The sequence below is a fragment of the Streptomyces solicavernae genome (assembly GCF_029968095.1).
Taxonomy (GTDB): Bacteria; Actinomycetota; Actinomycetes; order Streptomycetales; family Streptomycetaceae; genus Streptomyces; species Streptomyces solicavernae.
On record NZ_JASCIR010000017.1, the window covers coordinates 18,645 to 42,615 of the forward strand.

The following is a 23,971-nucleotide window of genomic DNA, read 5'->3' on the forward strand; positions in this document are numbered from 1 at the left end:
GGCTTTCCTCGTACGGCTTTCCTCGTGCGGCTTCCCTCGTACGGCTTTCCCCGTCCCGGCGGGCCGAGTTCCCCGCGTGCCTCCGTCCATGCGTGCGGCACGCATACGGCCGGCCGGAGCGGGCGGTCAGCGGGCCGTCCGCGGCACCAGCGTCAGCGCCCGCGGGTCGTCCGTGACGCACGGCTCGAAGCCCTCCGAGATCCGGTCGAGGAGCGAGCCGAGCCACCGGTGGTCCTCGGCCGGGGCGCGGACCAGGCGCAGCCGACGGGCCAGGAGCGGGACGAGGCGCAGGCGGAGCAGCCGGCCCGTGTCCGGGTCGAGCGAGACGAGGTGGAGGAGGCGCAGGTCGTCGCGGTAGCGCTCGTACCCGGTGATGCCCTCGTAGTCGTTGATCAGGTCGCCGCAGCCGTACAGCACGAGCCGCCCGCCGTACACCTCGGGCGGGCGGGTGTGGTGCGAGGAGTGGCCGTGGACGAGGTCCGCGCCCGCGTCGACCAGGGCGTGCGCGAAGGCGACCTGGTCGCGGGTCACGTCGTAGCCCCAGTTGGAGCCCCAGTGCACCGACACCACCGCGATGTCGCCCGGCTGCTTCAACTTCCTTATACGGGACGCCACTTGGGCCTGGGCGGGGGCGGAGGCCCCGGCGACGAAGCTGACCCCGGCACGGTCGTCGGTCGCCGCCCAGTCGTACGGGATGCCGCTGGACGGCATGCCGACGGCGAGGACGAGGAGCCGGTGGCCGGGGGCGAGCGGGACGGTCGCGGGGAGCGCGGCCAAGGCGGCGTCGCGGCCCGCGCCGGCGGTGCGCAGGCCCGCGTCGGCGAGCGCGTCGAGGGTGTCCGCGAGGCCGCGGCGGCCGAAGTCGAGCACGTGGTTGTTGGCCAGGACGCAGACGTCGGGCCGGACGGCGGTGAGGGAGGGCAGGTTGGCGGGGTGCATGCGGTAGTGCACGGCCTTGCCGGGGGCGAACCTGCCGGTGCGGGTGACGCTGGTCTCCAGGTTGAGCAGGCGCGCGTCGGGGGCGGCGGCGTCGAGGATCTCCAGGGCGTCGCCCCACGGCCAGGCGAAGTCGACGGGGCGCGGCACGGGCCCGTTGGCGGCCTCGGCCAGGCGGACGTAGTCGCGGGCGTCGTGCACGTAGTCCTCGCGCAGGGCGGGGTCGCCGGGGTGCGGCAGGATCTGGTCGACGCCACGGCCGAGCATGACGTCGCCGCAGACGAACAGCGTGATCATTGCGGGCCTCCGTCGCCGCGCTCCTGGTCGTATGCACGGACCGTCGGTCAGTACGTCCAGCCGGACCAGCCGGACCAGCCGGATCAGCCGGATCAGCCGGACCAGCCGGATCAGCCGGATCAGCCGGATCAGCCGGATCAGTCGACGATGCTGATCAGCGCCAGCGTGATGTTGTCGGGACCGCCCGCGTCGATGGCCGACTTCCACAGCGCGAAGGCCGCACGACCGCCGTCGTTGCCGCGCAGCACGGCGTCGAGGCGGTCCTCCGGCACGGGGTCGGTGAGGCCGTCGGTGCACACCAGGTAGCGCTCGCCGGTGCTGAGCGGCCGCGTACTGACGTGCGGGGTGACCGCGGTGAAGCCCGGGGCGCCGCCGAGCGCCTGGGTGAGGAGCGACGTGGTGCGCCGGCCCGGCGGCAGCGGCGGGTTGTCGTCGACGGTCAGCCGGTTCAGCATCGCGTGCCGGCTGGTCACGTCGAGCACCCGGCTGTCGCCGACGTTGAACACCAGCAGCTCCCGTTCGAGCACGACGACACCGGCGACCGTGGTGCCCATCGCCGTGCGCTGCGGGTCCCCGTCGGCGGCCGCGTACACGGAGCGGTTGCACAGGTCCAGCGCGTCCGTGACGGCCTGCTCGCTGTCCAGGGCCGCCCCGAGCGAGGCGAGCTGCCGGACCACGAGACTGCTGGCGACCTCCCCTGCGGGCTGGCCCCCGATGCCGTCGGCGACCGCGACGACGAGGGGCGTGCCGAGCGGGAACCCCAGCGTCTGCGGGTTCTCCGTCACGGTGGCGCACAGCGTCCACGGCCCGACGGCCAGGCTGTCCTCGTTGTGTTCGCGCATGAGCCCCGGGTGGCTCAGGGCGGTGACCGTCACGTACGGCATCTTCCTGCCGCCTCTCCGCACCGGCGGGCGCGTCGATCAGTCCCGACTCCCATTGTCGCCCCCCGCGCGCCCACCGGCGCGGTCGGAGCTCGCGTCGAGGCGGTCGAGCAGATCCGGCAGGTCGGCGAAGGAGTCGAGTACGTGGTCGGGGGTGCCGCTCGCCGCGCGGTGGGTCTCGGGCAGGTACTTGCCGGTCCGGACGAGTACGCCGGTGACACCGGTGCGCTGGGCGGCCAGGACGTCGGACTCGATGTCGTCGCCGACCATGAGCGTCGCGGACGGTGCGGCGCCGAGGTGGGAGAGGGCGGCGCCGAAGAACGCCGCGGCGGGCTTGCCGGTGACCTCGGCCTCGGTGCGGGCCGCCTGCTCCAGGCCGAGCAGGAAGGCGCCGGTGTCGAGGTCGAGCCCGTCGGCGGTACGCCAGTACAGGTTGCGGTGCATCGCCACGAGACGCGCGCCGCCCTGGAGGTGCCGGAAGACCCGGTTGAGGGCCGCGTAGTCGAACGCGTCGCCCGCGCCGCCGAGGACGACCACGTCCACGTCGGGGCCGGACTCGCCGGGACGGTCGGGCGCTTCCGGCTCGCTGACGAGCGTCACGCCGGTGAGGTCGTCGCGGATGTCACCGGCGTTGAGCAGCAGGCAGCGGGCGCGCGGATGGTGCTCGCGCAGATACGCGGCGGTCACGGACGGCGCGGTGAGGATGTCGTCGGCCGTGACGGGGAACCCGGCGTCCGCGAGGCGTGCGGCGATCGAGGCGCGGGTGCGGGAGGTGGTGTTGGTGACCAGGGCGAGCGGAAGCCCGGCGGCGCGCAGCCGTTCCAGGGCGGCGACGGCGCCGGGCAGCGGCTCCCAGGACACGGTCAGCACACCGTCGATGTCGATCAGGACGGCGCCGGCTTCCCCGCCACGGCCTGCTTGTTGCATACGACCGACGGTAGTGACGCCCGTACGCGCGCGCATACGGGCACGCGTACGGGCTGGCCCGCGTACCGGCGCATACGGGCGCGCGGCGGAGGCGCCCCGTTTGCAATCCGCCGGGAACGGAGTTACCCCGAAGGTGCGGATGGTCTTACGGATGTCCATGAGAGACGGATGGGGCGAGCAGCCATGCTGTTCACCGACCGTGTGGAGGCGGGACGGCGCCTCGCGGAGGCGGTGCGCCACCTGAAGGACGAACGGCCCGTCGTCCTCGGCCTGCCCCGGGGCGGAGTCCCGGTCGCCTACGAGGTGGCCCGCGCCCTCGAAGCCCCGCTCGACGTGATCGTCGTACGCAAACTCGGCGTCCCCCGCCAGCCGGAGCTGGGCTTCGGCGCGATCGGCGAGGGCGGCGTACGGGTGCTGAGCGAGGAGATCGTGCGGCATGCGGGGGTCGGGCCCAAGGAGGTCGCGGCGGTCGAGCAGCGGGAGGAGCAGGAGCTGCGGCGCCGGGCCGTGCGGTACCGGGAGGGCCTGGACCGGGTGCGGGTCGAGGGGCGCACGGTCGTCGTGGTGGACGACGGGATCGCGACCGGCGCCACGGCCGCGGCGGCCTGCCGGGTCGCCCGGGCGCAGGGCGCGGCGCGCGTGGTCCTCGCCGTGCCGACCGCGCCCGCGGACACGGCGGAGCGGATGCGTCAGGTCGCGGACGAGGTGGTGTGCCTGTCCGCGCCGCACCTGTTCGGGTCGGTCGGCGAGTGGTACCGGGACTTTTCGCAGACCTCCGACGAAGAGGTGATCGCCCTGCTGTCCCGGGCGGCGGCGGCCCACCCGCACGTGACCGGCGTCGGCGTCGAGGTCGCGGAGGAGCTGGAGGTCGAGGTGGACGCGGGTGCGGTCCGGCTTGCCGGAGACCTCGCGCTGCCGGAGGGCGCCGAGGCCGTGGTGATGTTCGCGCACGGCTCGGGCAGCAGCCGGCACAGCCCGCGCAACCGCTGGGTGGCGTCGGCGCTGCGCGAGGCCGGGCTCGGCACACTCCTTTTCGACCTGCTCACCCCGGCCGAGGAGGGCGACCGCCGGAACGTCTTCGACATCGGCACCCTGGCGGACCGGCTGCTCGGCGCGACGCGCTGGCTGCGTGAGCGCGAGTCCCTGCCCATCGGCTACTTCGGGGCCAGCACGGGTGCCGCCGCCGCACTGCGGGCGGCCGCGGGCGACGCGGCGGTCGGCGCGGTGGTGTCCCGCGGCGGGCGGCCCGACCTCGCCGCGCCCCGCCTCGGCGAGGTGGAGGCACCGACCCTGCTGATCGTCGGCGGCAACGACGCGCTCGTCATCGACCTGAACCGCGCCGCCCAGGCCGAACTCCGCTGCGAGAACCGCCTGGAGATCGTCCCGAGGGCCACGCACCTCTTCGAGGAGCCCGGCGCCCTCGACCAGGTCGCCGACCTGGCACGCGCGTGGTTCATCCGGCACCTGACGTCGGCGGGCGACCGTCCGGGGCCGGTGCACGTCGTGACGCCGTAGCGGTCACTGGGGTGTCAGCCTCTTGCGGGCGTCGACCTCCTTGCGGGCGCCGATCTCCTGCGGGCGTCAATCTCCTTGCGTACGAGGGAAGTTGCCTTCGTACGCCGTGCCCCTTCCGGGCGGTCAGCCGTTGCGCAGCGCCTCCAGCGTGCGGTCGAGGTCCGCGCCGCGGGGGCGGTTGTGCGGGAGCTTGCCGAGCAGGACGGCCATGCCGCAGGTGTTGGTGAGCGCGGAGAACACCAGGCCCGCCGCTATGGCGGCCGAGAGGAGCTGGAAGGCGGGGTGGACCAGGAGTCCGAGGAGCAGGCCGAGCAGCACGACCGTGCCCGCCGTGAACCGGACCTGCCGCTCCATGCCCCATACCGTCGGCGCGGCCCCCTGCGGGCGGTCGAGGTCATGGCCGTCGGCGGCCCAGGCGCCGGTGCCGCCGGAGAGGGTGGCGGTGTCGACGCCGTGCTCGGCGAGGATCCGGCAGGCGTTCGCGGAGCGGGCGCCGGAGGCGCAGACGACGAGGACGTCACCGCGGTCGGCGGCGCCGCGGATGTCGGGCAGGGCCCGCTCGATCCGGTCGAGGGGGATGTTGAGGGCGCCGGGGACGTGCCCTCCGGCGTACTCGCCCGGGGTGCGCACGTCGATGACGGTCAACTCGTGCAGGCGGCTGCGGGCTTCGTCGGTACTGAGGGCGCTGGGCGCGGTCATGGCTGGTGTCATCCTTGGTGATCGACGGTCCCCCCGTCAGTAGGCGTATATTACCCCTGGGGGTATGCATTGAGGAGTGGTGATGGAGCTTGATCCGGCGGGCGCCGAGCTGAAGTCGGTCCTCAACCGGCTGCGCCGGGCGCAGGGGCAGCTCGCCGGTGTGATCCGGATGATCGAGGAGGGCCGGGACTGCGAGGAGGTCGTCACCCAGCTGGCGGCCGCGTCCCGCGCGCTCGACCGGGCGGGCTTCGCGATCATCGCGACCGGCCTGCAGCAGTGCCTGACCGACCTGGAGGGCTCGGGCCGCTCCGCCGAGGACCGGGACGAGATGCGGGCCCGCCTGGAGAAACTGTTCCTCTCCCTGGCCTGACCCGCCTGCACCCGCGCCTTTGCCTTTGCCTGCGCCTTAGGGCCTGTCCGGCGGATCTTCGCGGGACAGGCCCTGGTCAGAACGCCGCCGGAATCCCGTACAGGACCAGCAGCGCCAGGCCCGCGGCGGCGAACGCTGCGGTCGTGCCGGTGGCGATGCGGCGGGTGCCGTTGAGTTTGCGCGGGTCGCGGTCCGTGGCGGGGGTGGTGAGGAGGCGGCCGCGGAAGGCGCGGGCCTCCGGGGTCGGCTCGGCGCCGCGGTCGGCGGTCCAGGTCGCCGCGGTGCTGAGCAGCAGCCCGATGAACACCGGGTCGGCCCAGACCGGCAAGTGCGCGCCGGCGACGTCCGTCAGCAGGGACGCCACGGTCACCCCCAGGATCAGGGCGAGGAACGAGGAGGCGGAGGAGAGGCCCGCGGCCACGATGCCGGTGACGACCATCACCCCGAGCACCGGCGCCAGCACATGCTGCGCGGCCCAGATGAACGCGACCTCCGACGGCCTGATGTCCGGGTTGAACAGATTGATGGTGAATGCCCCGAACGTGAGGAACAGATACAGCACGCCAACCGTGCCCATGGCGATGAACGCGCTGCGCAGAGAGACGTGTTCGTCGCGGTCAGAGGGCGTGGCCCAGGCGCATCCCTTCGAGGACCGCCTCCTCGACCGTGCGGGGCGACAAGCAGTCGCCGATCAGGTGGAGTTCGGGGCGTTGCGCCTCGGGCAGGGCCGCCTCGATCTCCTCGGCGAGCCCGGTCACGGGCGCGTGCCCGAGCGCGAGGACGACCGAGGCCACGCCCTCCACCAGCACCGGTTCGTCGGTCAGGACGTGCTGGAGGTAGACGGTGTCGGCGTCGGCCCCGTAGAGCCGGGTCAGGGGGACGATCTCCACCTTGTGGCTCAGGAGTTGGCGCAGGAGTTCGTCGCGGGTGTACTGCTGCAGGCTCTCGCCCGCCTGGTATCCGGTCGTGGCGAGGACGACCCGGTGGCCGCGTTCGGCGAGGAGGACCGCCACGCCGATCGCGGTCCAGTCGCCGCGCCAGTCCGCGACGAGTACGCGCCCTCTGGGCAGTCGGGCGCCCGCGATGACCTCCCAGGCGTCCCGGACCACCGCTTCCGCGGCGTCCAGTTCGGGCCGGTGGGGGCGGGCGCCGGTCGCCACCACGACGGCGTCGGGCGCCTGTTGCCGTACGAGGGACGCGTCCACGGTGACGCCGCTCTTGATCTGCACCGACGCCCGCCGCGCCTCCTCCAGGAGGTTGGTCACCGCGCCGCCGAACTCGGCCCGGCCGGGGAGCTGTTGGGCGAGCAGCACCTGACCGCCGGGGCGGCGGCCCGCGTCGTACACCGTGACCCGGTGCCCGCGCTGCGCCGCCACCACCGCGGCCTTCAGACCGGCGGGTCCGGCGCCCGCGACCAGTACCTCACGGGCGCGGCGGGCCGGGGTGAGCAGGCCGTAGACCTCCTCGCGGCCGGTCTCGGGGCGCTGGATGCAGGAGATCGGGTGGCCGGAGTGGAAGTGGCCGATGCAGGCCTGGTTGCAGCCGATGCAGGCCCGGATGCCGACGAGGTCGCCGCGCTGTGCGTACGCGGGCAGCTCCGGGTCGCAGATCAGGGCCCGGGTCATGCCGGCCGCGTCGGCGTCGCCGCGTTCGAGGAGCAGCTCGGCGTCCTGCGGCTGGTTGACGCGCCCGGCGACGATCACCGGCACGGACACCGCCTGCTTCACGCGTCGCGACTGGGCCGTGGTGCACAACGAGTCCCTGGTCATGGGCGGCACGATGTGGTCGGATCCGGCGAGGGTGGCGGAGGTGCCGGTGGTGACGGAGACGTAGTCGAGGAGTCCCGCCGCGTCGAGTTCGGTGACCGCCCGCAGCGCCTCGTCCTCGCTCAGGCCCCGGTCGTACGCCTCGCCGATGCTGATCCGCAGGCCCACCGCGAGGTGGCCGCGTACCGCCTCACCGGTCGCTTCGAGCACTTCACGCAGGAAGCGCAGCCGGTTCTGCCAGGACCCGCCATAGGCGTCGGTGCGCCGGTTGGTGGCGGGGTTGAGGAACTGGGCGGGCAGGTAGCCGTGCGAGGCGACGATCTCCACGCCGTCCAGGCCCGCCGCCCTCAGCCGGAGCGCGGCGGCGGCGAACCCGTCGACCACCTCGCGGACCAGGGCGTACGGCATGGCGCGCGGGAACACCCGGAAGCGTTCGGTCGGCACGGCCGAGGCGGAGTAGGACACCCCGAGCGAGCCGTCCTCGGCGTCCATCACCTCGGCGCCGCCGTGGAAGAGCTGCGCGAAGACGGTGGCGCCGTGCGCGTGCCCGGCCTCGGCGAGCCTGCCGTACCCCTCGACGCAGGCGTCGGTGTCGGCCATCAGCGCGTGCGAGGTGTAGCGGGCGCTGCCGTGCACGCCGCCGACCTGGAGCACGATGAGTCCGGCCCCGCCACGGGCGCGGGCCCGGTGGTAGGCGACGAGCCGGTCGGTGACCTTGCCGTCCTGCGCCATCACCGTGTCGTGCCCGGTGGACACGATCCGGTTGCGGAGCCTGGCGGGCCCGATGTCGAGCGGGGTGAAGAGCCGGGTGAGCATGGCGGATCGGCCTCCTGTCGTCGTCTGCCTGGGCGAAACGGCCTTCAGCGTGGGGGGTGCCGCCCCGGCACGACATGCGCCTGCCGACGCAATCTGGGGCGTGTGTTCATACCCGCGTATGAACGCCTGGGCGTTCGGTGTTCGGTGTTCGGCGTTCGGCGTTCGGCGAATGCCCGGGTGTTCGGCGTTCGGCGAATGCCCGGGTGTTCGGCGTTCGGCGTTCGGCGTCAGCGGGGGTGCGGTGCGGGTTCCGTGGCCGCCGCGGCGGAGCCGTACCGTCAGAGTTCCGTGATCCGCCGTGCCAGCAGCGCCATCCACAGGACCGCCACGTCACCGGTGCCGCGCAGGCTGCGGCCGGTGATCGCCTCGACCTTGCGCAGCCGGTATCCGAGGGTCTGCCGGTGGATGCGCAGCGCCTCGGACGCGTCCCGCCAGCTGCGGTCGCTGCCGAGGAACGTCTCCAGGGTGTGCAACAGTTCGGTGCCGTGCTGCCGGTCGTGGTCGAGCAGCGGCCCGAGGACCGTACGCGTCGCGTGCTCCGCGTCGGCCACGGTGCGCGGCAGCAGGATCGGCGCGGCGGTCTCGTAGTCGGCCACTCCCCCGCCGGAGGCGACGGCGGCCTGCAGGGCCCAGCGGGCCTGCCTTGCGGTGTCGGGCAGTTGGCCCACCGCGGACCCGCTCGCGGACACCCCGATCGCCGGGATCCGCTCCCGGAGCAGTGCGACGACCTCGGCCGCGCGGCGGGACTCGACGAGCAGCACCGCGGCCTCGCCCCGGACCTTCCCCAGCACCGCGGGCACCTCCGCGTCCCCGAGCAGCGCGGCGGCGACGGTCCGGGACTCGGCCGGGACCCCCAGGGCGGTACGGGCCCCGACGAGGCCGAAGCCGTCGAGCGCGAGGTTGCCCGCCTCGTCGCCGAGCCCGCCGTCGACCAGGCGGTCCCACAGCTCGGCCCCGGCGTCGTCCCGGGCGGCGCGTTCCCGGGCCGCGCGCTCGACCTCCACCGACACCAGGCTCTGCACGTGCAGCAGCAGGAACCCGTCGGCGTCCAGTTCCCCGGGGCCTTCGGCGACGAGCATGCACGGCCGGTGCGTGGACAGGGCGAGCGCGGTGGCCCGTACCTCTTCGGTTCCGGTGACGCAGAGCCGGGCGGGGAGCCGGGCGAGCTGGTCCGCGGTCTCCTCGCGGAGGCGGGCGGTGACGGCGGGGTCGAGCGGGTGCTGCTGCCGGAACACCTCGCTGCCCAGGGCCATGTCGAGGACGTGCAGCCGGTGGCCCAGCTCGGCAGAGAGGCGATCGAGCAGGGAACCGTCGCGGAAGGCGGCCGTGCGGGCGGGCTCGTACAGGCGGCTGACCCGCACGAGGCGCCGTACCTGTTCGCTCTGACTCGCCATGGCCACGGTCCGCCCGATCGCCGCGAACGGGGTGGTGTGGCCCACGAGGAGGACGGGGAAGCCGAGTTCGTCGGCGGCGTCCAGCATCGACCGGGTCAGCGGCGGCGCCTTGAGGTCGTCGCCGATGGCCAGGCCCGCGAGTTCGGCCGCGTGCAGCCCGGTGATCAGGCGGCGCTGTGCCTTGGCTCCGCGCGGGACGCAGATGCCGACGGTCATCAGGAGTTCGTCGGCCCCGAGCCAGCGCCAGGGGTCCGCCAGCTCGCAGGAGTGCGCCCACACCACCGGCCGGTTCAGCCCGCCGGTCCCGGCGAGGACCCGGCAGTCGAACTGCTCCATCCTCGCGAGGTCGCCCACGGTGAGGTGCTCGGCGGAGCGGGTCGCCGGGGCGCCACGGGGCAACGTCCCGTCCGGCGCCGGAGCCGCGCCCCGCGTCGCCGCGTCCGCAGAGTGCGCCATTACCGGATTCCTTCGGTCACGTACAGCCATGATCTTCGCCTCGGCGTGAACTTACCGCAGCTGATCGGCCAGTTGAACCCGGCCGCTGCGGCTCCGTAGAGCCTCGGGTGCGGCTCCCCCGCACCGGAGCACGACTCTGGAACGCGGCTCAATATCGCCGGACCCTGGGCAAACGTCGAGCGAGCATGATCATCGCATCGAGTTAATGTACGCGGCTTTCCATGGCTGGGCGGGCGGCTCCGTGACTAGCGTTCCCGATGCGCCCGACTCCGCCCGGAACAAGGAGAGTTCATCCCGATGACTGTCGAATCGAGCCCGGAAACGCGCCTCGAACCGCCGCGGCAGACCAGCCTGGGCACGGCGGCCGCCCGTAACCTGGCGACCACGACCAAGTCCGCGCCGCAGATGCAGGAGATCACCTCCCGCTGGCTGCTGCGCATGCTGCCCTGGGTGGAGACGAAGGGCGGCGCCTACCGGGTGAACCGCCGGCTCAGCTACACCGTCGGCGACGGGCGGGTGGAGTTCGTGCAGGACGGCGCCGACGTCCGGGTGATCCCCCGCGAGCTCGGCGAACTGAACCTGCTGCGCGGCTTCGACGACGTGGACGTGCTCACGGCCATCGCCGACCGGTGCGTCCAGCGGGACTTCGGCAGCGGCGAGACCCTGGTGGTCCGCGGCGCCCCCGCCGACCAGCTCCACCTCATCGCGCACGGCCGCATCAGCCAGACCTCCGAGGGCAGCTACGACGACGAGGTCGCCCTCGACGTGCTCGCCGACGGCGACCGCTTCGGCGAGCACGCCCTCCTGGACGACGACGCCCGGTGGGAGCACACCGCGATCGCCGAGACGGCGGGCACGCTCCTCACCCTGTCCCGCGCCGACTTCGCGAACGTCCTGTCCAACGCGCCCCAACTCCGGGCGCATCTGGACGAGTTCAGGTCCCGCGCCGAGCGGCCGCAGAACCACCGCGGCGAGGCGGAGATCGCCATGTCGGCCGGCCACATCGGCGAGTACGAGCTGCCCGGCGCGTTCGTCGACTACGAGCTGAAGCCGCGCGAGTACGAACTCTCGGTCGCCCAGACCGTGCTGAAGGTGCACACGAGGGTGGCCGACCTCTACAACCATCCGATGAACCAGACGGAGGAGCAACTCCGGCTCACCATCGAGGCGTTGCGCGAGCGCCAGGAGCACGAGCTGATCAACAACAGGGAGTTCGGCCTGCTCCACAACGCCGACTTCAAGCAGCGCTTCCAGACGCACTCCGGGCCGCCCTCCCCGGACGACCTGGACGAACTGCTCAGCCGCCGCAGGGGCTCCAGGTTCTTCCTGGCGCACCCGAGGACGATCGCGGCGATCGGGCGCGGTTTCAACGCGCGCGGGCTGTACCCGGACCACGTGGACCTCGGCGGCCAGCAGGTCCCGGCGTGGCGGGGCGTGCCGATCCTGCCCTGCAACAAGATTCCCATCACCAAGGAGCGGACCAGCTCCATCCTGTGCATGCGTACGGGCGAGGACAACCAGGGCGTCATCGGGCTGCGGCAGACCGGTCTGCCGGACGAGTACGAGCCGGGTCTGTCGGTGCGCTTCATGGGCATCAGCGAGCAGGCCATCACCTCCTACCTGGTCAGTACGTACTACTCGGCGGCGATCCTCGTGCCGGACGCCGTGGGCGTCCTGGAGAACGTGCAGATCGGCCACTGGCCCAGGTAGCGGCCCCGGTCCCGGGGGCGTGGTCCGCCGGTCCGGGACCTCCGGACTGGCCGCACCCGCCTGTCGCCCGAAGGTCCCGGGTCTCCCGCCCGGAGGCCGCCGGCAGGCGCGCCCGAAGGCCTCGGGCAGCCCGCCCATTTCACCAAGGAGCTACGGATGCCCGCGCCTGAGCCGACACCCCCGCAGTCGGGCCTGCCGGCTGCCGCTGCGCACTTCGGGGCGCATGTCCTCGCCGACGCGGCGGCCCGCGCCCACGACATCAAGGCCGCCACCGGCGGCCCGCCCGCCACACCCTCGCTGCCCGCCACGCCTTCGTTGCCCGCCTCCCCTCCGTTGCCCGCCACACCCTCGTTGCCCGGACCGCCCTCGCCGCCCTCGCCGCCCTCGCCGCCCTCGCCGCCCTCGCCGCCCGGACGACCTCAAGTCCCCGTCTCCGATTCCGTGCCCGTCCCCGCCTCCGCCTCCGCCCCAGCCCCCATCCCCGTACGACCAGTCCTCGACGTTCCGCCCGCCGCTGCGCCCGCCCAGGCTGCCGGGCTCGCGCGGGTGCTCGGGGGGCCGAACGGCCTGGGGACGGCGGGGCTGCGCCTGCGGCCGCGGGCCGTCGAACCGCGGGCCGTCGAGGCGCCGCCCGGTGCGGGACCGGCGGCGGAGGGCACGCCCGTCCCGGGGCTGTACTTCCACCCGATCGCCGAGCCCGATCCGGCGCGGGTCGAGGAGGTCAGCCGGCGGATCAAGTCCTGGGCGATGGACGAGGTCTCCCTCTATCCGGACGACTGGGAGGAGGAGTTCGACGGCTTCTCCGTGGGCCGCTACATGGTGGCCTGCCATCCGGACGCGCCCACCGTCGACCACCTGATGATCGCCACCCGCCTGATGGTGGCCGAGAACGCGGTGGACGACTGCTACTGCGAGGACCACGGCGGTTCGCCGGTCGGCCTCGGCGGACGCCTACTGCTCGCGCACACCGCGCTCGATCCGCTCTGCACGACACGGGAGTACGAGCCGCAGTGGGTCGAGTCGCTGCAGGCGGACGCGCCCCGGCGCGCGTACCGCTCCGCGATGGAGTACTTCGTACGGGCGAGCAGCCCCTCCCAGGCCGACCGGTACCGGCACGACATGGCGCGGCTGCACCTGGGGTACCTCGCGGAGGCGGCCTGGGCGCAGGAGGAGGAGATCCCGGAGGTGTGGGCGTATCTGGCGATGCGTCAGTTCAACAACTTCCGGCCCTGCCCGACCATCACCGACACCGTAGGCGGCTACGAACTGCCCGCGGACCTGCACGCGCAGGCGGCGATGCAGCGGGTCATCGCGCTGGCGGGGAACGCGACGACCATCGTCAACGACCTGTACTCGTACATGAAGGAACTCGCGGCGCCCGGGCGGCACTTGAACCTGCCCGTCGTGATCTCCGAACGCGAGGGCCTCTCCGACCGGGACGCCTACCTGAAGTCGGTCGAGGTCCACAACGAGCTCATGCAGGCCTTCGAGAGCGAGGCCGCGTCCCTCGCGGCGGCCTGCCCGGTGCCGAGTGTGCTGCGGTTCCTCCGCGGTGTGGCCGCCTGGGTCGACGGCAACCACCACTGGCACCAGACCAACACCTACCGCTACAGCCTGCCCGACTTCTGGTAGGCGACCGTCCCGTAAGAGAAATGGACACATCTGTGACGAGCAGTACCGAACTCACCGCCACCGCCACCGACGCTCCGCACATCCCGGGCCCGGCGACGCCCTACCAGGGGGACATCGCCCGCTACTGGGACGGGGAGGCGCGTCCGGTGAACCTGCGGCTCGGCGATGTCGACGGTCTCTACCACCACCACTACGGCATCGGCGCGGTCGACCACGCCGCCCTCGGCACCCCCGAGGACAGCGAGAGCGAGAAGAAGCTGATCGCCGAGCTCCACCGGCTTGAGTCGGCGCAGGCGGAGCTGCTCCTCGGGCACCTCGGCGACCTCGGCCGTGACGACACCCTGGTGGACGCCGGCTGCGGCCGCGGCGGCTCGATGGTCATGGCGCACCAGCGGTTCGGCGCCAAGGTCGAGGGCGTCACGCTCTCCGCCAAGCAGGCCGACTTCGCGAACAACAGGGCCCGGGAACTCGGCATCGAGGACCACGTCCGCGCCCGGGTCTGCAACATGCTGGCGACACCGTTCGAGACGGGCCGGGCCGCCGCCTCGTGGAACAACGAGTCGACGATGTACGTCGACCTGCACGACCTGTTCGCCGAGCACTCCCGGATCCTGGAGGTCGGCGGCCGCTATGTGACGATCACGGGCTGCTGGAACCCGCGGTACGGCCAGCCCTCGAAGTGGGTCTCGCAGATCAACGCGCACTTCGAGTGCAACATCCACTCGCGCCGCGAGTACCTGCGCGCGATGGCCGACAACCGCCTCGTCCCGCAGGCCGTCGTGGACCTCACCCCGGACACCCTCCCCTACTGGGAGCTGCGGGCCACGTCGTCCCTGGTCACGGGCATCGAGGAGGCGTTCATCAACGCGTACAGGGACGGTTCTTTCCAGTACGTGCTGATCGCCGCGGACCGCGTCTGACCGGACCGGCAGGCACAGTGACCGGACCGGCAGGCACAGTCTGACCGGACCGGCAGGCACAACGACAGGGCGCCCGGGGCCGTTACGGCTCCCGGCGCCCCTCTTGCCTCGGCGGGCTCGCCCGAACGCGGGGGCTTCCGCCTCACGCTCGGCGGCCGTCGGCTCTCCCGTACTGCGCCGCGAGGTAGGCGGCCGGGGTGACGCCGTAGGTGCGGGTGAACCACCGGGTGAGATGCGCCTGGTCCGCGAAGCCCGCCTCGGCGGCCGCGGAGGCCGGCGCCGTGCCCTCGGCCAGCAGTGCACGGGCGCGGCGCAACCGCAGGTCGCGCTGGTAGTCACTCGGGGCGAAGCCGTACACCGCGCGAAAGCCCCGATACAGCGTGAAGCGGCTGCATCCGGCCGCCCTGGCCAGTGCGTCGGCACCGATGTTCTCGGCGAAGCGCTGCCGCAGCAGGCTTCGGGCCCGAGCCAGGGCGGCCCGGTCCACCCGGCCCGGCTGCCCGTCCGGCAGCGGGGCCGGCCGTGTGGCGGCGCAGCGGGTCAGCGCCAGCAGGGCCGCGGTGAGCCGTTCCTCGACGGCCAGCCGGGCCGCGTTCCCGGCAACCGCGCCGTGGAGACGGGCCACGGTGCGGGCCAGAGCCGGGTCGTCCAGGACCGGGGTGTCGAACAGCGGCAGGCCCGTACGGCCGGAAGCCGCGTCGTCGAGAACCTCCCGGACGAGATCTTCGCCGAGGTGCAGCATGCGGTAGCGGTAGCCGTCCTGGACGGCCGACTGTCCGTCGTGCGGGTCGTCCGGATTGAACGCCATCACCAGCCCGGAGGCGCTGACGTGCCGGCCCCCTCGGCACACGAACGACTGCGCGCCGTCGTCGGTGACTCCGAAGGAGTACGTGTCGTGGGCGTGCATCGGATAGGCGTAGCGCTCGAAGCGGGCGTCCATGGCCTCAAGGGCGAGCCCGGGAACCCGCCAGTAGGCGGCGCGTTCCTCGGAGGGTGTCATGCCCCGATTGTGCCGCACGAGCGTTCAAGCATCCGTGGACCGCCGGGACGCACCCTGGACACCAGCGCCCCGATCAGCGAAGGAAACCACAGCGATGACCGATCCCACCCCAGCAGCAGCAACACCCACGGCACCCACGGCACCCACAGCTATTGCCGCGACGGAGCGGGTCCGGCTGGCCGTGTACCACGGGTACGCGAACACCGGACAGGCGCCGGGCGTGCCGGCACTCGCCGCCCGCACCGGACTCGCCCCCGACCAGGTGCGCCGGGAACTGCGCACCCTGCACGACAGCCATGACGTGGTTCTGGACCCGCAGGACGACGGCCGCATCGTGATGGCGCACCCCTTCGCCTCCGTGCCGCTCGGCTTCTCCGTCATGGGGGCGCACACCCTGTGGTGGGGCGGCTGCGCCTGGGACTCGTTCGCGCTGCCCCACCTGCTCAGGGACGAGCCGGACGTCCTGGTCGCCACCCGCTGCCCGGCCTGCGACACCCCGCACGCCTGGGTGGTCGGCCGGGACGCACCCCCCGCGGGCGACCAGGTGGCCCACTTCCTCACCCCCATGCACCGGGCCTGGGACGACGTCGTGCACACCTGCGGCAACCAGCGCCTGTTCTGCGCCACCGGATGCGTCGACGCCTGGCTGCAGAAGTCGGGGCAGCAGCGCGGGTACGTCATGGACCTGGCCACCCTGTGGCGCTTCGCCCGCGACTGGTACACCGGACGCCTGGAGCCGGGCTACACCCGCCGGGACCCCGCCGCCGCCAGTGCCTACTTCGCGGAAGTCGGCCTGCACGGCTCGTTCTGGGGGCTGCCCGACTGATGGCTGAGCCAGTGAGCCAGTGAGCGGGCAGCCGCCGGGTTCCGTGAGCTCCGCCGGGTCCCGTGAGCGCCGCCGGGCCCTCAGCCCCGCAGTGACGCGGAGATGTCCTCCAGGCTGCGGCCCTTCGTCTCCGGGAGCCTGCGGTGGAGGTAGGCGACGCCGAGGAGGCCGAAGAGGCCGAAGATCCAGAACAGGCCGGTGGGTGTGAGGGCGTTGATGGTGGTCAGGACGGTGAGGGAGATGGCGAAGTCGAGGCCCCAGTGGGTGACGTTGCCGAAGGAGCTGGCCTTGCCGCGGACGGCGGTCGGGAAGATCTCGCTGTTGATGAGCCAGATCGCCAGGCCGAGGCTGGGCGCGAACGCCGCGATGTACAGGCACAGTCCGGCCACCAGGAGTCCGCCCGAGACGGGGCGCCCGTCGTCCCCCAGCAGGTAGAGCGCGCCGAGGTACACCAGGGCGAGGACCACGACCGAGGTGCCTCCGAGCAGCAGCGGGCGGCGGCCGACCCGGTCGACGAGGAGCAGCGCCACGAACGTCAGGCACATGTTGACCAGGCCGATGCCGAGCGAGGAGAGGATCGCGGCGGAGCTGCCGAAACCGGCCTGCTTGAGCATGGTGGGCGCGTAGTAGATGACCGCGTTGACGCCGACGAGCTGGTTGGTGGCGGCGACGACCACGCCGAGCAGGACGGCGGGCCGCATCGCGGGACGGAGCAGATCGCGGTAGCTGGTCCGGGTCTCGGCCGCGGACAGCGCCTCGATCTCGGCGAGCTCCGCGTCGGCGGCCTCGGGGGTACGGGTGCGCAGCAGCGCCACGCGCGCCTCCTCACGGCGACCGCGCTGGAGGAGCCAGCGCGGGCTCTCCGCGAGCCGCAGCACGCCGAGGAACATGGCGAGGGCGGGCAGCAGTCCGAGCCCCAGCATCCACCGCCAGCCGTCCGCGTCGTCGAAGAGATAGCCGACGAGGTACGAGACGAAGATGCCGACCGTGATCATGAGTTGGTTGAGGGAGACAAGTCGGCCGCGGGACTCCGCCGGGGCGATCTCCGCGATGTACGCGGGCACGGTCAGCGAGGCGGTGCCGATCGCCAGGCCGAGCAGGACCCGGGCGGCGATCAGGACCTCGACGCCGGGCGCCGCGGCGGAGGCGACCGCGCCGACCCCGAAGACGGCGGCTCCTACGAGCAGCGTGCGCCGTCGGCCCGCCGCGTCGGTGACGGCGCCCGCACCCAGGACGCCGACGATGGCGCCGAGCAGCAGGGAGGCGACGGTGACCTGCTGCATCCCGTCGGAGAGGGCGAACTCCGGCGCGATGAACAGCAGGGCCGAGGAGATGATCCCGGTGTCGTACCCGAAGAGGAAACCGCCGAGCGCGGCGACCGCGGACGCGCCGAGGAGGGAGCGCCGGGCGGCGGAACTCAACGGAGGAGAACCCGGCGGCGCGCCGCCGTCGACGGCGGTGGCGGCGAGGGTTGCGGAGGTGGCGGGGGTTGCGGAGGTGTCGGAGGTGGCGGAGGTGGCGGGGGTCTGCGGCATGGGGCGGCTCCTGGTGTGACAGGGAAGTCGGGCGTAGGCAGGCCGGAGTGCACGGCGCTCGGAGGAGGCCGTGCGACGGGGCGACGCGGAATCCGGGCAGCGTGCACCGTTGCGGTCCGGCGCCCCGCACGGGTCGGCTGGGCGGGGCGACGGACCGCAACTGCTGCCGCTGCTGCGGAACATGGGCATGCTGCGCGGCTCCGGGGCGGTCACGAGCGTCCGCGGCGGCACGCGTCTTCGGGTGCCGTGGACGTCCGGTCGGGAAGCGACCGGCCCCGATGCAGCATCGTGACGGCAGCGAACGCTACGCGCAACCGTTTGCGCAATCGTTTTCTCAGAAAGCCTGTCGTACGATCCGGTAACACACGGCCGTACCGCGCGGCCGCAACCGCACAGCCGTGTCCGCACAGCCGTATCCGTACAGCCGAACCCGCACAGCCGTGCCCGCGTACCCCCGCGCGCACCGGCACCCCCGACCGAGCCGAGGAGCTGCTCATGGCGAAGATGGCCGACGTCGCCCGCAGGGCCGGCGTCTCCGTCTCGACCGTCTCGCACGTCATCAACGGCACCCGGTACGTGAAGGACGAGACCCGCGACCTGGTCCTGGAGGCGGTCCGCTCGACGGGCTACACGCACAACACCGTCGCCCGCTCCCTGAAGACGTCGAGCACCCTGACCCTGGGCCTGGCCGTCTCCGCCGTCGGGAACTTCCACTTCGCGGAGCTGGTGTCGGCCGTGGACGCGGCGACCCGGGCCTCCGGCTACACGCTGCTGATGGCCGACACCCACGACGACCCGGCCGAGGAGCTGAGCGTCGTCAAGATGCTGCACGAGCGGCGTGTGGACGGCCTGCTGCTCGCCACCTCGGCGGGGCCGCGCGGCGCCGCCCTGCGCTTCGTGAAGAACGCGGGCCTGCCGACCGTACTGATCGACCGCTGCGCCTCCCCGGCCTTCGACCAGGTGGCGACCGCCAACGTCGAGGCCACCGCACGGCTCGTCGACCACCTCGCCGACCTCGGCCACACCCGGATCGGCCTGGTCGCCGGGCGGCGCAGCCTGCGCACCAGCGGTGAGCGGCAGCGGGGCTGGCGGCGCGGCATGGAGCGCAAGGGCCTGGCGGCCTCCCCGGACCTGGTCGTGGTCGGCGACTCCCAGGCGTACCCGGCGGAGCTCGCCACCGAGCGCCTGATGAGCGGCGAGGACGCGCCCACCGCCCTGGTGTCCGGCAACAACCAGATGACCCTCGGCGTGCTGCGGGCCCTGGCCCGGCTCGGCCGCAAGGTCCCCTCGGACGTGGCGCTGTGCGCCTTCGACGACTTCGAGTGGGCCGACCTGATGCACCCCTCGCCGACGGCGATCGCCCAGCCCGTACGGGAGACCGGGCGGCAGGCCGTGGAGCTGCTCATCGAGCGGATCGCGGACCCGGACGGGGAGCGCAGGACGGTTCTCCTTGAGCCGACCTTCGTGCACCGCGCGTCCTGCGGCTGCGCCCCTGTGGCGTGAGGCGCGGTGTCGTGGCGTGAGGCGCGCTGTCGTGGCGTGAGGCGCGCGCTGTCGGCGGTGAACTTTCCTTTCTTGCGAGGGGGGTTGACGTAACCACGTCGGATGGTTTTTCGTGACGGGGCGGTGATCGGGCCCGCTCGTCGGCTGGCGGCCCCGGACCTCCGCGCCTTTCTCCAACCTGTTTCTCCAGCCCCCGCACGCCCGGTCGATCGGGAACGGCCCGGTGCGGTGGAGCTGATCCGTCACGCGCGACCACTCGCTACTCCTCGATGTGGAGAGACTCATGCCGTTCCCCAGCCGCCGTTCCGTCCTGTCGTCCGCCCTCGGTCTGTCGGCCGCCGCGGCGACGACGCCCTTCCTCTGCACCACCGCCGCCGCGGCCCCCGCGGTACGTGACGCCTCCGGCCTGCGCGCCGAGACCTACCGCCCCCGGCTGCACTTCTCCCCCGCCAGGAACTGGACCAACGACCCCAACGGCCTGATCTTCCACGAGGGCCGCTGGCACCTGTTCTTCCAGTACAACCCCGAGGGCGACGTCTGGGGCAACATGTCCTGGGGCCACGCCGTCAGTTCGGACCTGGTGCAGTGGGAGGAGCGGCCGGTCGCCATCGCGCACGACGACCAGGAGATGATCTTCTCCGGGTCCGTGGTGTACGACGAGCGCAACACGAGCGGCCTCGGCTCCGCCGACCGGCCCCCGCTCGTCGCCGTCTACACCAGCACCCTCAAGGACGACTCCGGCCTGCAGCGCCAGTCCCTGGCCTACAGCACGGACGCCGGGGAGACCTGGACCAAGTACGCGGGCAACCCCGTCCTCGACATCGGTGCGCGGGACTTCCGCGACCCGAGCGTGTTCTGGCACGCGGACAGCGGCCGCTGGGTGATGGCCCTGGCGCTGCCCACCGAGTACAAGATCCGCTTCTACGCCTCCGACGACCTCAAGTCCTGGCGCCGCCTCAGCGACTTCGGGCCGCTCGGCGCGACCGGTGGCATCTGGGAGTGCCCCAACCTGTTTCCGCTCGGCGACCGCTGGGTGCTGCTGGTGAGCCTCAACCCCGGTGGCCCGGCCGGTGGTTCGGCCACGCAGTACTTCACCGGTACGTTCGACGGCACCGCGTTCACGCCCGACGCCGGGCAGGGCACCCGCTGGGTCGACTGGGGCGCCGACTGCTACGCGGGCATCACGTACAACGACGCGCCCGACGGCCGCCGGGTCTTCGTGCCCTGGATGAACAACTGGCTGTACGCCGACCGCGTCCCCACCTCTCCGTGGCGCGGGGCCATGGGCTTCCCCCGCGAACTCACCCTGAGGGACGGCCGGTTGAGGCAGCGCCCGGTGCGCGAGCTGGAGTCGCACCGTACGCGCAGGCTGCTGTCCCTGACCGGTGAGACGGCGCCCGAGGGCACCCGCCGACTCCTCGCCGACACCGGCCAGTTGTACGAGCTGCAGGCCGTGCTCGCCCCCGGTTCCCCGGCCACGTCCGACTTCGGCGTCGACGTGCGGTCCGGCGGGGGCGCGTACACCCGCATCGGGTACGACACCGTGGCGGGCGAGCTGTACATCGACCGCAGGAGCTCGGGGGCCGTCGGTTTCGCCGCCGAGTTCCCGGGCGTGCACCGGGCTCCCGTCGCCCTGCCGGACGGCGGGCTCGACCTGCGGGTGCTGGTGGACGCCTCGTCCGTCGAGGTGTACGCGGCCGGGGGCACGGTCTGTCTGACGGACCAGATCTTCCCGGACCCGGACGCGTGCGGCCTGCGCACGTACGCCCGCGGCGGCGCACTCCGCATCGAAACCCTCACGGCCCGTTCCCTCCGCCCGGCCCGGCCCGGCCACTGAGCCCCCGCCTGCCGCCTGCCGCCTGACTCGTGCTGCCTGGTGCCTGCCGCCTGCCGCCTGACTCGTGCTGCCTGCCGCCTGCCGCTGTCTCAGTCGGCGGCAGGCGGCTCGCGTGCGGCCCGCGTGCGACGTTCTGGTCCACCGTCCCGTGCGCCCTGAAAGGGTTCGAGGATCAGGAGGTTGCCGACCAGGTGGTCGAGGCGGTCGGCGCCGTCCTCGATGCCTTCGAGGAGTTCCGCCCGGTCCTGCTCGGACCACGCCACGTCGTCCGAACGCAGCGAGGACACGGCCGCCTTGATCCCGGCGAGCGGCGTCCGCAGGTCGTGCGAGACGGCGGCGAGCAGCGCGGTGCGGATGCGGTGGTCCACGGCCAGGGTGCGGGCGGCCTGTTCGGCCTGGTCCTGCAGGCGTCGGCGGTCGAGGACCACGGCTGCCTGGGCGGCGAAGGCGGCGAGGACTCGGCGGTCCTCTGCGGGGAGCACCCTGCCGGTGAGCGCCAGGGACAGGTCGTCGCCGACGGGCACGTCCACATCGGCGTCCTCGGGCCGGGCGGGCGGCTCGCCGCCCCCGAAGTGGGCCGTGCACGTCCACGGGAGGGCGGGGGCGTCCCTGCCGACGTCGCCGGCGCGTTCCAGGAGGGCGGCGGACTCCATGGTGAACGTCGCGCGGACGCGTTCGAGGAGGGCGTCGAGGCTGGTCTCGCCGCGCAGCACGCTGCCGGCGAGGAAGGAGAGGATCTCGGACTCGGCGCGCAGCCGGGCCGCCTGCTGAGTGCGGCGGGCGGCCCGGTCGACGACCGAGGCGACCGCGACGGCGACGCCCACGAAGACGGCGACGGCAAGGGCGATGGCCACGACGGACTGCGGGTCCGAGACGGTCAGCGTGTGCCCGGGCGGGGCGAAGTACCGGTTGACCAGCAGGGAGCTCAGCACCGCGCACCCGAGGCCCGGCCACCGGCCGCCGAGCAGGGCGGCGCCGACCGTCAGGCCGAGGAACAGCAGCACGTCGTTGGCGGGACCCGCATCGGGCAGCACGCCGGTGAGCAGCAGGGTGAGCAGCGCCGGGCCGGCGACGCCGGTCAGCCGGCCGGCGAGCACCCGGCCCTTGCCGAGCTGCGTCGAACGGGCCGCCGGCAGGGCGCGGCCCTGGCCGATGGCGTCGTGGGTGACCAGGTGGACGTCGAGGTCGGGGCCCGAGTCCCGGGCCACGGTCGCGCCGACGCCGGGCCCCAACGCGTACTGCCAGGGCTTGCGGCGGGAGACGCCCAGGACGATCTGGGTGGCGTTGGCGCCGCGCGCGAACTCCAGGAGTGCCGTGGGGACGTCGTCGCCGATGACGTGGTGGAAGGTGCCGCCGAGGTCGTCGGTCAGGGTGCGCTGGCCGACGAGTTCCCCGGGCGACGCTGCGGTCAGGCCGTCGCTGCGGGCGACGTACACGGCGAGCAGCTCACCCCCGGCGCCCTTCTCGGCGAGCCGGGCCGCGCGGCGGATGAGCGTACGGCCCTCCGGGCCACCGGTGAGGCCCACGACGACGCGCTCGCGGGATCCCCCGATCTCCGCGGCGCCGTGCTGGGAGCGGTACGCGTTGAGGTACGCGTCGGCCCGGTCGGCGGTCCAGAGCAGCGCCAACTCCCGCAGGGCGGTGAGGTTTCCGGGCCGGAAGTAGTGGGACAGGGCCGCGTCGACCTTGTCGGGCTTGTAGATGTTGCCGTGGGCCATCCGGCGGCGCAGCGCCTGCGGTGCCATGTCGACGAGTTCGATCTGGTCCGCACGGCGTACGAGTTCGTCCGGAACGGTCTCCCGCTGCCGTATCCCGGTGATCGACTCGACGACGTCGCCCAGCGATTCGAGGTGCTGGATGTTGAGCGTCGAGACGACGTCGATACCGGCGGCGAGCAGCTCCTCGACGTCCTGCCGGCGTTTGGCGTTGCGGGAGCCGGGGACGTTGGTGTGCGCAAGCTCGTCGACCAGGGCGACCGCGGGCCTGCGCGCCAGTACGGCGTCCACGTCCATCTCTGTGAAGACCGCGCCCCGGTACTCCACTTCGGTGCGCGCGATGTGTTCCAGGCCGGGCAGCAGCGCCACGGTGTGCGGCCGGTCGTGCGTGGCCACGAAGGCGACCACGCAGTCCGTGCCGCGCCGCACGCGGCGGTGCCCCTCGGACAGCATCGCGTAGGTCTTGCCGACGCCCGGCGCCGCACCGAGGTAGATCCTGAACCTGCCGCGGCGTCCGCCTCGTACGGAGGATTCCGCAGGTCCGCCGGGAGTGCCGGTACTCATCGGCTCTTCGCCGCCAGTTCGGCGAGGGCGACGTTGAGCTGGAGCACGTTGACGCGCGGCTCGCCCAGGAAGCCGAGGGTGCGTCCCTCGGTGTGCGCGTCGACCAGCTTCCGGACCTGCCGGACGTCCAGGTGGTTCCGGTCCGCGATGCGGTGGACCTGGAGTTCGGCGTAGCGGGGGGAGATGTGCGGGTCGAGGCCGGAGCCGGAGGAGGTGACCGCGTCGGCGGGTACGTCGGAGGGGTTGACCTTGAAGTCGGCGGTGGAGTTGTCCTTCACCACGGCGGCCTTCGCTTCCTTGACCCACTGGAGGAGTTCCGCGTTGTCGCCGGCGCGGTTGGTGGCGCCGGAGAGGATCAGGTCGTACTGCGTGTTGGCGCTGTTCTCGCCCAGGCCGTTGGAGGGGCGCGGCTGGAACCATCTGAGGTCCGGGTCCGGGGTCTCCTGGCCCTCCTTCAGCGGCAGGTCGTAGCGCTGGCCGATGAGCCGGGAGCCGACGACGCGGCCCGTGGAGTCGGTGATCTCGGAGCCGTTGGCCTTGTCGTGGAACAACGTCTGGGCGACGCCGGTGACCGCGAGCGGGTAGAGGACGCCGCAGAGCGCGGTGAGGACGAGCAGGGCGCGCAGGCCGGCGCCGAGCAGTCTGGCGGTGTTTCCTACGGAGTTGTTCATG

At 73.0% G+C, this 23,971-nt stretch carries 18 protein-coding genes and 1 pseudogene; 8 read left to right on the plus strand and 11 right to left on the minus strand.

Features of this window, described 5'->3' with window-relative positions:
- Window positions 1-126: 126 nt before the first annotated feature.
- The 3 genes from QIS99_RS19860 to QIS99_RS19870 all read right to left on the minus strand — a co-directional run bounded on the left by QIS99_RS19860 (window position 127) and on the right by QIS99_RS19870 (window position 3,041).
- Window positions 127-1,233 (minus strand): CapA family protein, encoded by a 1,107-nt coding sequence (locus QIS99_RS19860; protein ID WP_282514898.1) that lies wholly within the window; start codon window positions 1,231-1,233, stop codon window positions 127-129.
- 137 nt (window positions 1,234-1,370) lie between these two features.
- Window positions 1,371-2,117 carry a PP2C family protein-serine/threonine phosphatase gene (locus tag QIS99_RS19865; protein WP_282514899.1) on the minus strand — a complete coding sequence of 249 codons (747 nt, stop codon included), beginning with the start codon at window positions 2,115-2,117 and terminating at the stop codon, window positions 1,371-1,373.
- Between the two features lie 36 nt (window positions 2,118-2,153).
- On the minus strand, window positions 2,154-3,041 hold the full coding sequence (locus tag QIS99_RS19870) for an HAD-IIA family hydrolase (RefSeq protein ID WP_282514900.1): 888 nt from the start codon (window positions 3,039-3,041) through the stop codon (window positions 2,154-2,156).
- 183 nt (window positions 3,042-3,224) lie between these two features.
- Between QIS99_RS19870 and QIS99_RS19875 the strand changes: the two genes are divergently transcribed.
- Entirely contained in the window at window positions 3,225-4,556 is a 1,332-nt protein-coding gene (locus QIS99_RS19875; RefSeq protein WP_282514994.1) for a phosphoribosyltransferase family protein, read from the plus strand.
- Window positions 4,557-4,679: 123 nt separating this feature from the next.
- Here the strand turns inward: QIS99_RS19875 and QIS99_RS19880 are convergent, their stop codons facing one another.
- Window positions 4,680-5,255 (minus strand): rhodanese-like domain-containing protein, encoded by a 576-nt coding sequence (locus tag QIS99_RS19880; protein ID WP_282514901.1) that lies wholly within the window; start codon window positions 5,253-5,255, stop codon window positions 4,680-4,682.
- A gap of 82 nt (window positions 5,256-5,337) precedes the next feature.
- Here QIS99_RS19880 and QIS99_RS19885 point away from each other — a divergent pair, with 82 nt between their 5' ends.
- Window positions 5,338-5,625 carry a metal-sensitive transcriptional regulator gene (locus QIS99_RS19885; RefSeq protein WP_282514902.1) on the plus strand — a complete coding sequence of 96 codons (288 nt, stop codon included), beginning with the start codon at window positions 5,338-5,340 and terminating at the stop codon, window positions 5,623-5,625.
- A gap of 76 nt (window positions 5,626-5,701) precedes the next feature.
- Here QIS99_RS19885 and QIS99_RS19890 read toward each other — a convergent pair whose 3' ends face one another.
- The 3 genes from QIS99_RS19890 to QIS99_RS19900 form a co-directional block, all read right to left on the minus strand.
- Window positions 5,702-6,202 (minus strand): hypothetical protein, encoded by a 501-nt coding sequence (locus QIS99_RS19890; protein ID WP_282514903.1) that lies wholly within the window; start codon window positions 6,200-6,202, stop codon window positions 5,702-5,704.
- A 40-nt stretch (window positions 6,203-6,242) separates the two neighbouring features.
- Window positions 6,243-8,207, minus strand: coding sequence for an oxidoreductase (locus QIS99_RS19895; RefSeq protein ID WP_282514904.1), 1,965 nt, complete (start codon window positions 8,205-8,207; stop codon window positions 6,243-6,245).
- A 278-nt stretch (window positions 8,208-8,485) separates the two neighbouring features.
- Window positions 8,486-10,057, minus strand: coding sequence for a PucR family transcriptional regulator (locus QIS99_RS19900; protein ID WP_282514905.1), 1,572 nt, complete (start codon window positions 10,055-10,057; stop codon window positions 8,486-8,488).
- A gap of 297 nt (window positions 10,058-10,354) precedes the next feature.
- Between QIS99_RS19900 and QIS99_RS19905 the strand changes: the two genes are divergently transcribed.
- From QIS99_RS19905 to QIS99_RS19915, 3 genes are all read left to right on the plus strand, one after another.
- Entirely contained in the window at window positions 10,355-11,767 is a 1,413-nt protein-coding gene (locus QIS99_RS19905; RefSeq protein WP_282514906.1) for a family 2B encapsulin nanocompartment shell protein, read from the plus strand.
- Window positions 11,768-11,923: 156 nt separating this feature from the next.
- Window positions 11,924-13,399 (plus strand): family 2 encapsulin nanocompartment cargo protein terpene cyclase, encoded by a 1,476-nt coding sequence (locus QIS99_RS19910; RefSeq protein WP_282514907.1) that lies wholly within the window; start codon window positions 11,924-11,926, stop codon window positions 13,397-13,399.
- Between the two features lie 20 nt (window positions 13,400-13,419).
- A complete protein-coding gene (locus tag QIS99_RS19915; protein ID WP_282514908.1) occupies window positions 13,420-14,319 on the plus strand; it encodes a geranyl diphosphate 2-C-methyltransferase in 900 nt (299 codons plus the stop codon).
- Window positions 14,320-14,461: 142 nt separating this feature from the next.
- On the opposite strand, the gene QIS99_RS19920 is transcribed toward QIS99_RS19915, so the two are convergent.
- Window positions 14,462-15,319 carry an AraC family transcriptional regulator gene (locus QIS99_RS19920; RefSeq protein ID WP_282514909.1) on the minus strand — a complete coding sequence of 286 codons (858 nt, stop codon included), beginning with the start codon at window positions 15,317-15,319 and terminating at the stop codon, window positions 14,462-14,464.
- Window positions 15,320-15,413: 94 nt separating this feature from the next.
- Between QIS99_RS19920 and merB the strand changes: the two genes are divergently transcribed.
- Window positions 15,414-16,145 carry an organomercurial lyase gene (gene merB, locus QIS99_RS19925; protein ID WP_282514910.1) on the plus strand — a complete coding sequence of 244 codons (732 nt, stop codon included), beginning with the start codon at window positions 15,414-15,416 and terminating at the stop codon, window positions 16,143-16,145.
- Between the two features lie 80 nt (window positions 16,146-16,225).
- Here the strand turns inward: merB and QIS99_RS19930 are convergent, their stop codons facing one another.
- A complete protein-coding gene (locus tag QIS99_RS19930; RefSeq protein ID WP_282514911.1) occupies window positions 16,226-17,680 on the minus strand; it encodes a sugar porter family MFS transporter in 1,455 nt (484 codons plus the stop codon).
- 495 nt (window positions 17,681-18,175) lie between these two features.
- On the opposite strand from QIS99_RS19930, the gene QIS99_RS19935 reads away from it, so the two are divergent.
- Window positions 18,176-19,183 (plus strand): LacI family DNA-binding transcriptional regulator, encoded by a 1,008-nt coding sequence (locus QIS99_RS19935; RefSeq protein WP_282514912.1) that lies wholly within the window; start codon window positions 18,176-18,178, stop codon window positions 19,181-19,183.
- Between the two features lie 283 nt (window positions 19,184-19,466).
- Window positions 19,467-21,020 (plus strand): glycoside hydrolase family 32 protein, encoded by a 1,554-nt coding sequence (locus QIS99_RS19940; protein ID WP_282514913.1) that lies wholly within the window; start codon window positions 19,467-19,469, stop codon window positions 21,018-21,020.
- 155 nt (window positions 21,021-21,175) lie between these two features.
- Here QIS99_RS19940 and QIS99_RS19945 read toward each other — a convergent pair.
- Together QIS99_RS19945 and QIS99_RS19950 are read right to left on the minus strand one after the other, a co-directional pair.
- Window positions 21,176-23,299 (minus strand): annotated as a pseudogene (locus tag QIS99_RS19945) (DUF4118 domain-containing protein); the annotation flags it as partial.
- A complete protein-coding gene (locus tag QIS99_RS19950) occupies window positions 23,296-23,970 on the minus strand; it encodes a potassium-transporting ATPase subunit C (RefSeq protein ID WP_282514914.1) in 675 nt (224 codons plus the stop codon). The gene QIS99_RS19950 and the pseudogene QIS99_RS19945, both read right to left, overlap by 4 nt.
- Between the last annotated feature and the right edge of the window lies 1 nt (window position 23,971).